General features: G+C 45.9%; 10 protein-coding genes. 3 read left to right on the top strand and 7 right to left on the bottom strand.

Features of this window, described 5'->3' with window-relative positions; translation table 11 throughout:
• Positions 1-123 precede the first annotated feature (123 nt).
• A complete protein-coding gene (locus MKY24_RS03855) occupies positions 124-1,557 on the bottom strand; it encodes a PTS transporter subunit EIIC (protein WP_053324633.1) in 1,434 nt (477 codons plus the stop codon).
• A 24-nt stretch (positions 1,558-1,581) separates the two neighbouring features.
• A complete protein-coding gene (locus tag MKY24_RS03850; protein ID WP_254349239.1) occupies positions 1,582-3,774 on the bottom strand; it encodes an alpha-galactosidase in 2,193 nt (730 codons plus the stop codon).
• Between the two features lie 174 nt (positions 3,775-3,948).
• Between MKY24_RS03850 and MKY24_RS03845 the strand changes: the two genes are divergently transcribed.
• Entirely contained in the window at positions 3,949-4,770 is an 822-nt protein-coding gene (locus tag MKY24_RS03845) for an AraC family transcriptional regulator (RefSeq protein WP_160789293.1), read from the top strand.
• A 138-nt stretch (positions 4,771-4,908) separates the two neighbouring features.
• Here MKY24_RS03845 and mutY read toward each other — a convergent pair whose 3' ends face one another.
• Both mutY and acpS read right to left on the bottom strand, forming a co-directional pair.
• Positions 4,909-6,141, bottom strand: coding sequence for an A/G-specific adenine glycosylase (gene mutY / locus MKY24_RS03840; protein ID WP_339201433.1), 1,233 nt, complete (start codon positions 6,139-6,141; stop codon positions 4,909-4,911).
• A 4-nt stretch (positions 6,142-6,145) separates the two neighbouring features.
• On the bottom strand, positions 6,146-6,550 hold the full coding sequence (gene acpS, locus MKY24_RS03835; protein ID WP_339201432.1) for a holo-ACP synthase: 405 nt from the start codon (positions 6,548-6,550) through the stop codon (positions 6,146-6,148).
• A 184-nt stretch (positions 6,551-6,734) separates the two neighbouring features.
• On the opposite strand from acpS, the gene MKY24_RS03830 reads away from it, so the two are divergent.
• Positions 6,735-7,550 (top strand): alpha/beta fold hydrolase, encoded by an 816-nt coding sequence (locus tag MKY24_RS03830; protein ID WP_053324629.1) that lies wholly within the window; start codon positions 6,735-6,737, stop codon positions 7,548-7,550.
• 211 nt (positions 7,551-7,761) lie between these two features.
• Here MKY24_RS03830 and nadE read toward each other — a convergent pair whose 3' ends face one another.
• From nadE to MKY24_RS03815, 3 genes are all read right to left on the bottom strand, one after another.
• A complete protein-coding gene (gene nadE / locus MKY24_RS03825) occupies positions 7,762-8,571 on the bottom strand; it encodes an ammonia-dependent NAD(+) synthetase (RefSeq protein WP_025722646.1) in 810 nt (269 codons plus the stop codon).
• A 101-nt stretch (positions 8,572-8,672) separates the two neighbouring features.
• Complete coding sequence (locus MKY24_RS03820; RefSeq protein ID WP_023986978.1) at positions 8,673-9,107, bottom strand: BrxA/BrxB family bacilliredoxin; 435 nt, start codon at positions 9,105-9,107, stop codon at positions 8,673-8,675.
• Between the two features lie 141 nt (positions 9,108-9,248).
• Positions 9,249-10,988 (bottom strand): ATP-binding protein, encoded by a 1,740-nt coding sequence (locus MKY24_RS03815; protein WP_028541021.1) that lies wholly within the window; start codon positions 10,986-10,988, stop codon positions 9,249-9,251.
• Positions 10,989-11,279: 291 nt separating this feature from the next.
• Here MKY24_RS03815 and MKY24_RS03810 point away from each other — a divergent pair, with 291 nt between their 5' ends.
• A complete protein-coding gene (locus MKY24_RS03810) occupies positions 11,280-12,539 on the top strand; it encodes an NAD(P)/FAD-dependent oxidoreductase (protein WP_068941398.1) in 1,260 nt (419 codons plus the stop codon).
• Positions 12,540-12,637: the final 98 nt, after the last annotated feature.

Genomic DNA, 12,637 nt, shown 5'->3' with positions numbered 1-12,637 from the left:
GGCTCTTTTACTTTTTCATCTATACTCTCTTGTCCATTCCACGCATATTCTCTTCTTTTAACCGTTTTCATAAAGCCTGATTGTAACTGATTAAGTTATTCAACTTATCAATACTCTCTTGGTTCAGAGTGTTGACCTCTTGCTCTTGATAGCACCGTAAGCCAATGTAAATAATGCTCCACATAACAGGGCAATAAGATGAGCGATAAGATAATTCATATGACCATGGTTCTCTGACGCTGCAATTGCAAAGCCAGGAAGAGCCGTGGTTCCGAATCCTATGGCTGTCAGCTTGCTTAAATATACATATGCTCCCGCAATCATTCCTCCAAGGCATCCAGCAATCAGGGGGAACTTATACTTTAAAGTGACCCCGAAGATCGCTGGTTCGGAGATTCCAAAAAGTACAGACCCGAATGCAGAGTAACCCATTTCTTTAACCTTGGTGTCTTTGCGATTCAAAAGAATATACCCCAAAACGGCGCCCCCTTGAGCCATCAAAGCTACTGATGCCAATGGGTTGATAAAATTTCTGCCTGTATCGGTTAACAGCTGCGCTTCTACCGCACCCATAACATGATGTAAGCCTGTAATAACAATGATCTGCTGAATGCCTGCAAAAAACATAAAACCGAATATCCCAAGGTTTTGCGTCATCCAAAGCAGCGAAACGGTGACCAGACTGGCTAGCTCTCGCCCAAGAGGGCCGATAATCGTAAACAATAGCAGGGAAGAAATAAAGACCGTCAGCAACGGAGCCAAAAATAGTTTAATCATGTCTGGAACCTTTTTGTTAAAAAACTGATCCAACTTGGCTACCACATATCCCATCATTAGAGCAATAATAATACCGCCCTGAAATCCAACCAACTGTACGGGAAGGCCGAAAAGACTGATCGATTCCGGATTTTGACTCCCTTTAGCTACCTCAAAAGCATCTGCCAGTGCCGGATGAAGCATAATCGCACCCAGCACAAGCCCCAGAATAGGACGACCGCCGTATCTCTTGGTTGCGGAATAAACAACAAGCAGCGGCAGGATTGTAAAAATACCCGTGGAAACGATTTGAACGAAGCGATTGATCCCTTGAAAAATTGGATACATCTCCACAATTGACTTAGGACCGAATAACCCCTTCTGACCTAACAGCCCGGTTATCCCCATTAACAATGCGGCAGCAAGAATTCCCGGCATGATCTCAATGAAGACATCTGACAGCGATTTAATGGCCTTTTGAAAAGGATTTTGCTTTTGTGCGGACTTCGATTTGACATCACTTAATGACATATCTTCTGTTCCGGTCAGTTTGGAGAACACGGCATAGATGTTATTGACCAACCCTGCTCCAAAAATGATCTGCAGTTGGTCCCCCGCTATGAAAACGCCTTTAACCAGATCAATATCTTCAATCTTTTTTAATTCCGCTTTTTCATTGTCCTCAAGTACAATTCTTAATCTTGTGGCACAATGGGCCACACCGATAATGTTCTCTTCACCACCGATATATTTTAAAATTTCTTGAGAAATTTGCTTATACTGCTTTTCTTTTGCTTCCATCTAGTAAAACCTCCTCTAGCTGAGTCAGATGTCTTCTTTAACAAATCTCCAGAACATGCCTAAAAAGTCCTGCTTTACCCTGGCAAGCGTTATGCCGACATGCATTAATTCATCACCGCCGAACAGCTCACCGGTTTCTACATTTCTATAAACGTAGTCTGGATTCAGACCTTTGAATTTTAATGTTTTAATCGCGGCAGCAGGTTGGGATAAAATCTTGAAATAGCTGGCCGCCATTTCCGTTTGATCCTCTGATACAAAGCTCCATGCGGCTTCATTTTCATCAAACGGATTAATTATTCTGTAAAACTTCCCAAATTGAATGAGCGATCTCATTTCTTTATATAGAGCTATCTGTTTTTTTACTATTTCTTTTTCCTCAACGGTTAATGTCGTCAAATCTAGCTCATATCCAAAATTCCCGGCCATGGCGACATAACCTCTTGTCTCCAAGGGAGTTATTCTGCCCACTTGATGGTTGGGTACTGTGGAGACGTGTGCCCCCATGGTAATTGGAGGGTAGACAAGACTTGTTCCCCATTGAATTTTCAGTCGGCAAATGGCATCCGTATTGTCACTCGTCCAGGTCTGAGGCATGTAATAGAGCATGCCGGCATCAAAACGGCCTCCTCCACTAGAACAGCTCTCGAATAAGACATGGGGAAACTTTGATGTAAGCTCTTCCATAATATTATAGAGTCCCAGGATATAACGATGCGCCGTCTCCCTTTGTCTCTCAGGCGGCAAGGCTGCCGAACCCACATCCGTCATGTGACGATTCATGTCCCATTTTACATAAGTAATTGGAACGTCCGATAAAATATCGGAAACCGACTTAATAATGTACTCACACACTTCCTTCCTCGATAAATCCAACATCAGTTGATTTCTTCCCAACGTATACGGACGATCAGGGACATGGATACACCAATCTGAATGCTTTCTGTATAAATCGCTGTCTATGGATACCATTTCAGGTTCAAACCACAAACCAAACTCCATACCCAGATTTCGTATGCGGTTTGCAAGATCCGGCAATCCATCTGGAAGTTTGCGACGATCCACCACCCAATCGCCTAATGAAGTATTGTCATCATCCCGTTTTCCAAACCACCCATCATCCAGTACAAACAGCTCCACTCCTACACTTTGAGCCTCCTTCGCCAACTGCTCAATCTTGTCGGCATCAAAGTTAAAGTAGGTGGCTTCCCAGTTATTAATCAGGATCGGCCGCTCCTTGTCACGAAAAGGCCCACGACATAATCTGCTCCTGTATAATTCATGATAAATTCTTGACATGCCGCCCAATCCATTTTCGGTGTATACCATGACCACTTCTGGCGTTTGGAAGGATTCCTCCGGTTCAAGCAGCCATGTAAAATCAAAAGGATTAATCCCCATCGCGACTCTTGTGTTCCGATAGGAATCTACCTGAGCCTGGGCCGTAAAGTTCCCGCTGTACACCAGATTAAAAGCGTACACTTCACCCTGTTCTTCATCTGTTCCTTCTCTTACAAGTGCCATAAAGGGTGCCTGTTGAGGGCTGCTGGCTCCACGGCAGCTGTCTACCATTTGAATTCCGGGTAAAATTTTTCGCCTTGCTATATTTTTTTCATTATTATGCGCACCGTACAAGGTAATTAGTTCGTATTCATCATCACGAAAATCCACACTAGCACTTAACGCTTTAAGCAGTTTTAACTGCTGCCGACCTTCATTATCGAACCGGACTGAACGGGTGATGACATCCCACTTTTGATATAGGCTATAGGATAGTACAATCTTTACATCAATTAATGGGTCTTCAAGGACGATTTCCAGAGTTTCTACTTCGCCATCATCCTCTGCATAAGTAGAAGGAAGCCCTTTCAATTTGGGCTTGCCTTGGTAAACCTGATGTTCTTTATACCGAAAGTCTGTCACGGTAGAACCATTCTCCAATTGAAGCTGATACGCAGGAATCCTGAAATCACTATTTCCAAATGACGGATATTCTTGTGGGATGGTATCCAGTGAAAAGGCTCGATCCTCACCATCCGGATTGGGTGAAAATCCTCTATCCATAAAGATGATCTTATTGCTTCCCCGATAGTTCTGAATTTTCTTTCCCCAATACAGATGGGCTAAATAACCATCTCGTATAACCTGCATGACATAACTCGTATTGCTGCCTTGTAAATGGAATAAAAGATTCTCTTTATCGATGTGTATAGTCATAGCAACCCCCTTATAACGCCAATAGTACGTTTTTTCAAAATTATAAATTATGTTGTTTTCTTATTGTTTACATCCTAATAATAATTGAATAGTTTTAATAATTATATGGAATAATGTAGACTCTATATGAAACGGTGTGATAATATACAGAGATGAATTAAGGGGTGAAAACAAATGAGTTCGCACTTTTCCAATCATTCCTATAACAACCTGGATCTCAATTTATACACATGTGGCAAAGAAAGCTGTACCAGCAAGCACTCTTATGGTCCAGCCATTCGAAGCGGGTATATGGTGCATTATATTTTAAAAGGAAAAGGGATCTTTAAAGTCAACGATAAAATCTATCATTTGGAGAAAAACGATGCTTTCTTCATTGAGCCGAAGGTTTTAATTTACTACGAAGCGGACGAAGTCGACCCATGGGAATATGCCTGGATTGGTTTTAATGGGGTGCAAGCAAAAGAATATCTAAGCCGGACCTGTATCAATAGGGACAATCCCATTTTCCGGTTTGAAGCGGAGGGTAGCCTTGCCCGCTGTATGGAGAGCATCGTCGTTTCTTCTACACTGAAATCCAACAAAGACCTGCTGCTTGCATCCAAGCTATATGAATTTCTGTATTTGATGTTTGAACATTACCCTAATCAGGAAGTCAACCATGAAGTAAGACAGCAGCGGTATATTAAAGAAGCGCTTCTCTTCATTCAGCAAAACTATTCACACTTCATTACCGTAAGTGACATTGCCAAGTACATTTCAATTGACCGTTCGTATTTGCATCGTTTATTTAAACAGCAACTAAATAAGTCACCGCAGGAATTTTTATTACATTTGAGGATTGAAAAATCGTGCTCCCTATTAAGAAATACTTCCCTTAAAATCGGAGATATTGCGCGGTCTGTAGGGTATAAAGATGTACTCCTATTCTCCAAAATGTTCAAAACGGTCAACAAGGTGACTCCATCCGAATACCGAAAAAATCCCCCAAAATAACACGCTTCGTTCGCAATTAAATTAGGCATATTCATTCCAAAAACAGAAAAATAGCGGCAGTATGGATCAACCTCATGTCCATACTGCCGCTATTTTTTTAACTACCCTCTTTTATGGGCAAAACCTTTAGTTTGACCATTAGTTCTCTTTTTGCTTCGCATAATACTCGGTGATTAGATCAAGGAACACCTTGGGAAATGCCAAGGTGGCCATATCCGCCTCGCTGATCCAGCGGTACCCCGCTGGCAGCGCATTGCGCGTGTGCTCCGCCTGCTCTGCCAGCGTAATCAATGCACCCGGCTTCGCTCCGGTGCTGTAGCTGGCCCGCTGCTCGGCAGCCAGCGGTTGTCCTCCCGCCTCTCCGGCAGGTGAGGCGACCTCTTCACACTGGAACACACGTAGGTTCCAGTGAATGTGGCTGAACGTGTGCTCCGCCTCACGTACAAACCGCACCGGGCGCGCAAGCACGCCCTCTGCCAGCAAATGAGCCGCCAGATGGTCCATGGCGGGCTCATCCGGCATCGGGCCGTTGTAGCCCTCCGGCCCGGCAAGCTCATGCGGCAGCTCCCACATGCGGGCCAACAGGCCCTTGGCCGGGCGCTGCCGTACGAGCAAGCGGCCGGCGTTCGCTCCGCTGCCCTCGATGAGAGCGACGGAGCGCGGCTCCAGCCGCGGCGGCTTCGCCTTGGTCTTGACTGGCAGTGTCTCCTCGCGACCTGCCAATCTGCCCGAGCAATGCTCCATGACCGGGCAGGTCAGACAATGAGGCGACTTCGGCGTGCAGACCAGCGCCCCCAGTTCCATCAGAGCCTGATTAAAATCAGAGGCTCTTCCTTCGGGAATCAGCTCCCGTACCAGACTTTCCATATGCGCCCGCGTGCTGCCCTTCATAATATCCTCTTCAATGAGAAAATAACGCGACAGCACACGCATCACATTCCCGTCCACAGCAGGCTCTGGTCGGTTGAAGGCGATACTCATAATCGCCCCCGTCGTATACGGGCCTACTCCTTTCAGTGCAGCGACAGCTTGTGTATCATCCGGTACCTGCCCGCCGTGAAGCTCAACTACTTGTTTTGCCGCAGTTTGCAAATTCCGGGCCCGCGAATAATAACCCAGCCCTTCCCACAGCTTAAGCACATCCTCTTCGGGTGCTTCCGCCAGCGCTTCAATTGTAGGAAAACGTGCAATAAAGCGATTAAAATACGGAATGACCGTATCCACACGCGTCTGCTGAAGCATAATTTCCGAGATCCAGATATAAAAAGGATTCCGATGGCGGCGCCACGGCAAATCGCGTTTGTTACGTGTATACCAATTCAACAGTTCAAAGCTGAAATAACGCTTTTGTTCCAATGTATTTGTAGTCATCACATCACATCTCCTTATATTCGACAATCACAAAAGCAGAGGCAATGTTAGGCTGATGTGTAATACTCAAGTGAATGCTGTAATTCGAGTCACCTGTGAACGGCAACCTCAGTCTATCCCACGCGGATGAAGACAAATAAACTACTGGCTTCCCCCCAGGTTCCGGTAAAATATCCATATCGCCGAACCCGATGATTTGCCCAATTCCGCAACCGAAGGCTTTCGTTATCGCTTCCTTTGCGGCAAAGCGCCCTGCTACGAACTCCGCTAGTCTACCCTTGCGTTCCACAGCAAGCTCACGTTCTGCCGGGGTCAGCACACGATTCAAAAACGAATCTGCATATTTACCTGCCAAAATATTAGCCATACGGCTTATTTCCAGCACATCATGTCCAATTCCGTAGATCATTTGGGTATTCCCCGTCCTTTTTACTTTACTGGATCTATTGTAACAGTGCGTCCACACCCTGGCGAGTCACAAAAGCGTAAAAACGGCACCAAAATATGTTAAAATAAGAAAGGCTACAGGTGAATGTTTTGAAATTCAGCTGATATGCCCATTTAAAAAAATTCCCGTAGAAAGGAAGGATAGGATGTCAGAAACCATTATTGTTGAAGCAGGAACAGATGCGGTGATCCGGGCTTCCTGGTTTCCCGCTAAAAATACAGCCAAAAGCCTGCTCATCATCGCTCACGGCTACAAAGGATTTAAGGATTGGGGCATGTTCCCCTATATAGCAGAAGCATTGAGTATGGATAACCATGTTGTGACCTTCAACTTTTCACATAATGGCATAGGTGAGGATCTAGAGAATTTTACCGAGCTGGAAAAGTTCGCACGCAACACCTATAGCCGCGAACAAGAGGATTTGGAACTATTGCTATCCAATCTGAGAGCACGTCATGAGTTCAGAGAATTGCCGTTGTTTCTGTTAGGACATAGCCGAGGCGCGGGGAGCTGCTTTGTATATGCTCTAGATCATCCCGGTGAGATTGCTGGCGTCATTTCATGGAATGGCGTGACAGATCTTGATCTGTTTACTTTACCGCAAAAAGAAGAAATGCGCGCCAAGGGGCGCAGCTATGTGGAAAACGCCAGAACCGGACAACAGCTTCCGCTGGATGCTGTCATTCTGGAAGACCTGGAACAAAATCGCCAGCGTTTTGCCATTGTAGACAGACTTGCCAACAGTCAGCTCCCAGCTGTACTGATCCAGGGAACCGAAGATTCCAAACGTCTACGGGAAGGCTCTGCCCAGCTCACATCCGTTCGTCCCGACATCGAATGGGTACAAATTCAAGGCGGAACTCATACCTTTAATACCGTTCATCCATTCCAGGGAGGCAGTCTTCCGCTCGATCAAGCGATTACCGAAACTCGCCGCTTCATTGAGTGGATCGCCAATTAATTATTGCCCCTTCAATACAAACGGCGATCCGCCGGGCGGATCGCCGCATTTATTTACTTCAGGATTTTGCAAAATTCGATTCCATTCGCTCCAAGTGCAATATATAGACGAACTAGACCATTTCGATCTATATATTGTTTATTGAAAATCGCTTATTGGATTTTTGCAAAATCCTCACTTGAGCATTTTACAATTCCATAATGATTAATGCTTACACTCCTGGGATGCTTGTCCGCTTATGCGCTGTACGTGTAAAGAAGCTTTCCAGCTTTTCGCGTGCCGCCGGGTCAATTTCCTTGCCTTCCAGGTAGTCGCTGTTTGCTTCGTAGGAGATCCCCAGTTCTTTTTCATCCGTCTGGCCTTCCCACAATCCTGCTGTAGGCGCTTTGTCCAAAATGGCCTGCGGAACTCCGAGATAGCTGGCCAGCAAGCGCACCTGACGTTTGTTAAGCGTGCTAAGTGGCGTAATATCGACCGCTCCATCGCCCCATTTGGTATAAAAGCCTGTGATGGCTTCTGAAGCGTGATCTGTACCAACGACGAGCAGATTCAGCTCATTCGCGAGTGCGTACTGAACCACCATACGTGTTCTTGCCTTTACATTCCCTCTCACTTGCGGAGTAATGGAACGCTCCAGACCGATATCCTTTAACGTATGCTCCACTTCCACGGCAACCTTGTCCACGGCTTCCTTAATGTTCGTTTCCCCAGCATATTTCAGGTCGAACGCTTTGGCTACCGCGTAGCTATGCTCGATATCTTCCTGTTGGCCATATGGCTGGAATACACCCAGCGTTTTGTATTCGTCCCCTTGCTCCTGCGTCAATTCATCTGTAGCCCTCTTGCACAAAGCGGCTGCTACGGCACTGTCAATCCCGCCACTGATGGCGATCAGCAGCCCTTTGCTTCCCGTTTTCGTTACATACGACTTGAGGAAATCCACACGCTTGCGGACCTCCGCTTCTACGTTAATCGTAGGCTGTACTCCCAATTCAGCAATAATCTGTTCCTGCAAACTCATCAGATAAGCACCTCTTTTTTAGGAATTTCCTTCACAAGCCAACATGCAAAAGCCCCGGCAAGTTTCGCAGGCGAAAAATGCGGGGCATAGCTTGAGCAGTCTTACCGGCAAAAACGATCAAATGCACTGGTCAAATCAGCAGCGATCTGATCTGCCGAACGATCCTCCACCTGATGACGCTCGATGAAGTGAACCAGCTCGCCGTCTTTCAACAGCGCGATAGAAGGGGAAGACGGTGGGTAAGGTGCGAAAAATTCGCGAGCCTTTGCTGTTGCTTCCTTGTCCTGTCCGGCAAAAACCGAATACAGATGATCTGGCGTAAGATCATGCTTCAGTGCTTCAGCCACACCTGGGCGGCATTGGCCTGCGGCACAACCACATACCGAGTTCACAACAACCAGCACTGTACCTTTAGCATTAGGCAGCTTGGCCTCCACATCTTCAGAAGTACGCAGTTCCTGAATCCCAAGATTCGTCAGTTCATCACGCATTGGCTGAACTGAATCTCTCATATATTGATCGAAAGACATAGACATATTCTTTCACTCCTTTTCCAAAAATCATGTATACTACGTTTCTAATTTCATCCTTTGCCGTAGTAAAGGCATGGACATCTAAACTTCATTATACAATCTTTTTCACGTAATTTGCAAAAATCCGGCTATATATTTGCACGATTATTTCTGTATCGAATTCATGACAGGAAACTCAGAATGATCCCGGTAAGTCGGAACGGTTCTGCGCAATCGAACTTTAAACTGCGTGCCCATTCCCTCCACCGAATCTACGGCAATTGTACCGTGATGACGCTCCACTATACTTTGACATAAGGCCAGACCTAGACCTGTACCTTTCGTTTTCGTAGTGTAAAAAGGTTGGAACAGCTTTTCAAGCTGCTTTTGCGGAATTCCCGGACCTGTATCCTTTACTTCCATTTCCACGAAATCCCCTTCCTCATGAGTCGAAATGGTCAGCACTCCCTTTTCCCCCATAGCTTCCATCGCATTACGCGATAAATTAAGCAGCAATTGCTTCATTTCCTTAGGGTTCAAATGCAGCATCGTCACATGATCCTCTAACTTTAGCTCAATCGTCTGTCCCCTCAGATTCGCATCTGCCCACAATAAAGGCGTCAGTTCGCGAATAATATCATGCAGATGACATTGCTCCTTCTCGACAATTCGATTCTGGGCCAGTGAAAGAAAATCGTTAATAATCCCGTTCGCCCGGTCAAGTTCCTCCATCACAATGCGGTAATAATGGTTGAGGGATTCTGGGCTTTTCTCACGCATAAGCTGTAAAAAACCACGCACAACCGCCATCGGATTACGTATTTCATGAGTAATGCCTGCTGCCATCTGTCCAACCAGACTGAGCCTTTCAAAATTACCCAGCTCACTGCGCAGCGTCTCCAGCTCTGTAATATCTTGCAAGGCGATAATGACACCTGTCGTTTGGTTTGCATGTTTATCCCGAATAGGAAGGAAACTTGAGAAGAATACTTTGGGGGTAACATTTATAAAATCAGCCCCCGCCTCTCCTTCCAACGCTTTCGCAACTCGTTCGTTAACCGCAGGCAAAGCGCTAAAACCATATAACGAGGTGAATGGACGACCTACTACCTCAGGCAGCGTAATGTAGGGATCGTAGTCCCGATAGAGTTCCAGCATCGTTTTGTTCATATGTATAACTCGTTCTTCGCTGTCCAAAGTAACAAGAGATAACGGCATCAAATCCATAACTTGACGCAGCTTATCCACTTCAATTAAATATTTGCTCGTAAACTCAGTCACATCACGCCGTAACGCCAGCTTCTCAAAGGCATTATGCATCAGGCTCACGACCGTAAAACTTGCCAGCACCCCTGCACCAATATTCCAAAACGTTGTAAGTAAGTCAGGAATGTATACCGCAATATCCTGTTTGCCCCACAGTAGCGGAAATATCGCCTTAAACAGCATATCAGCCACAACATATGCGGAGATCAGGAGCTTTTTGTCCAACATTGTTCCTCTTTGAAAAAACTTGACATGCAGGAGCATAAAAGGAAAAAGGATAAAACCCGTGCCCACGTACATCGGGGACATTTCTGTCGACTGGGCTATAATTAGGACTCCCATCAGTGCGGAAGCGGCGAGCACGAAGGCAGTGCGACGTCTACCGTACATGATGCCAACTGCAAGGGGAATAATACCGAGATTGGAAGGTAGACCATATGGAGACTGATATTGAAAGAGTGTACATAGCAATATGGCTGGCAAGCAACACAAATACAGTATTCCTTGATTGGGTCCAGGAAGCAGATTGCCACCCCAAACCTTTTTCTTATCCCCATAATCCGTTAATATAGAGAAAAAACCCGCCGATATAACGGCAAGGAGAACTTGGAGCACACTTTCCTTCAACGCAATTAACAAGGACTTCTCCCCCTCATCATCTTTCCTTGACGCCGTTAGTTGAATTAAAGCACAGGCTACAATATATTACAATATATGTGTTAAAATCCCGGTGTAGAACGACAAAATTTGCTAAATACTAGATGTTTATAAGAGGAGCGTTTTTACGCAATCCAAATCCCTACAATTGAAAGATATGTGCGTTTACTATACTCGAAAGGTATCTAAAGTGACGGTATTACGTTATGATGAAAAATCGGTTACGCCGTTCTGAATGATTTTGAAAATTTGTCGACGAAAAGGAAGAGGTTAATGACTTACGACGTTATTGTGATCGGAGGCGGCTCAGCCGGATTAATGGCTGCTGCTGCTGCCAGCGGTGAAGGTGCCAAGGTGCTTTTGCTGGAAAAGGGAAATAAACTCGGGCGTAAGCTGGGGATCTCTGGTGGAGGCCGTTGCAATGTCACGAATGCCAAAGAGCTGGACGAACTCATTCGGCACATTCCCGGCAATGGCCGATTTCTGCACAGTGCACTGACGGCTTTCGGCAATCGGGATATCATCGCCTTTTTTGAACAGTTGGGTATAGCCTTAAAGGAAGAAGACAACGGGCGTATGTTTCCAGTGACGGACAAAGCCAAAACAGTTGTCGATGCTTTGATCAACAAGGTACGCTCTCAAGGAGTCGAGATTCGGACAAGCTGTCCTGTTCAAGAGGTTATTTACAATGAAGGTCATACAGCTGGGGTGCGACTGCGTTCCGGTGAAATCCTACATAGCCGTAATGTCATTGTAGCCGTTGGTGGCAAATCCGTCCCGCATACAGGCTCGGAAGGTGACGGCTATGCATGGGCAGAACAAGCAGGGCATACCATTACGGAGCTGTATCCAACAGAGGTGCCGTTGACTTCAGGCGAGACGTTTATCCAGACGAAAGAGCTTCAGGGACTATCCTTACGCGACATCAGTCTGACCGTATGGAATGCGAAGCAAAAGAAAGTTGTCGTCCATGAAGGAGATATGATTTTTACACATTTTGGTCTATCTGGCCCGACTGCTTTACGGTGCAGTCAGTTTGTCGTCAAGGGAATGAAAAAGGATAAGGTGAACACGATGTTGTTGACTCTCGATTTGCAGCCTCACAAACATGCCGATGAAGTCTACCGTGAGACACTGGAATTGGCATCGGTCGATGCTAAAAAAGCGATCAAAAACGTGCTTAAGCCTTATTTACCGGAACGCTTAATTCCATTGTTGCTCCAGCAAGCCGAACTGCGTGAGGACTTGACCTATGATCATATTCCCAAGCAGCAGTGGCAAGAACTTGCTCATCGCATTAAGGCGTTTCCAATCCGTGTGAACGGTACGCTCTCTCTGAAGGAAGCATTTGTTACCGGGGGCGGTGTGAATTTGAAGGAAATTAATCCGAAAACAATGGAGTCCAAACTGATGCCTGGATTGTTCTTCTGCGGTGAGATTCTCGATATTCACGGTTACACTGGAGGTTATAATATTACAGCGGCGTTTACGACAGGGCATACAGCAGGAACCCAAGCGGCCGTAAGCGATTAAGACGCTGCGCGTAGGATTTGATCTTACGATCGCTGTTGCTTCTCCAGATTCAAATCCTCCGCTGCGCTGCAAACCGCCATTACATCCGCATTCTTATA

Origin of the sequence: Paenibacillus sp. FSL P2-0322 (assembly GCF_037975315.1) — a bacterium.
Classification (GTDB): Bacteria; Bacillota; Bacilli; order Paenibacillales; family Paenibacillaceae; genus Paenibacillus; species Paenibacillus polymyxa_B.
The sequence above is the reverse complement of the archived record's forward strand: the minus strand, read 5'-3'. Positions and strand labels throughout refer to the sequence as shown.

What these genes read in the sequence shown, in the direction of transcription:
- MKY24_RS03820 (WP_023986978.1), bottom strand. Translation starts at nt 9,107, where the DNA reads ATGTCTATGTCTTTCGATCAATATATGAGAGATTCAGTTCAGCCAATG.
- MKY24_RS03810 (WP_068941398.1), top strand. Translation starts at nt 11,280, where the DNA reads ATGACTTACGACGTTATTGTGATCGGAGGCGGCTCAGCCGGATTAATG.
- MKY24_RS03830 (WP_053324629.1), top strand. Translation starts at nt 6,735, where the DNA reads ATGTCAGAAACCATTATTGTTGAAGCAGGAACAGATGCGGTGATCCGG.
- MKY24_RS03845 (WP_160789293.1), top strand. Translation starts at nt 3,949, where the DNA reads ATGAGTTCGCACTTTTCCAATCATTCCTATAACAACCTGGATCTCAAT.
- acpS (WP_339201432.1), bottom strand. Translation starts at nt 6,550, where the DNA reads ATGATCTACGGAATTGGACATGATGTGCTGGAAATAAGCCGTATGGCT.
- MKY24_RS03850 (WP_254349239.1), bottom strand. Translation starts at nt 3,774, where the DNA reads ATGACTATACACATCGATAAAGAGAATCTTTTATTCCATTTACAAGGC.
- MKY24_RS03855 (WP_053324633.1), bottom strand. Translation starts at nt 1,557, where the DNA reads ATGGAAGCAAAAGAAAAGCAGTATAAGCAAATTTCTCAAGAAATTTTA.
- mutY (WP_339201433.1), bottom strand. Translation starts at nt 6,141, where the DNA reads ATGACTACAAATACATTGGAACAAAAGCGTTATTTCAGCTTTGAACTG.
- nadE (WP_025722646.1), bottom strand. Translation starts at nt 8,571, where the DNA reads ATGAGTTTGCAGGAACAGATTATTGCTGAATTGGGAGTACAGCCTACG.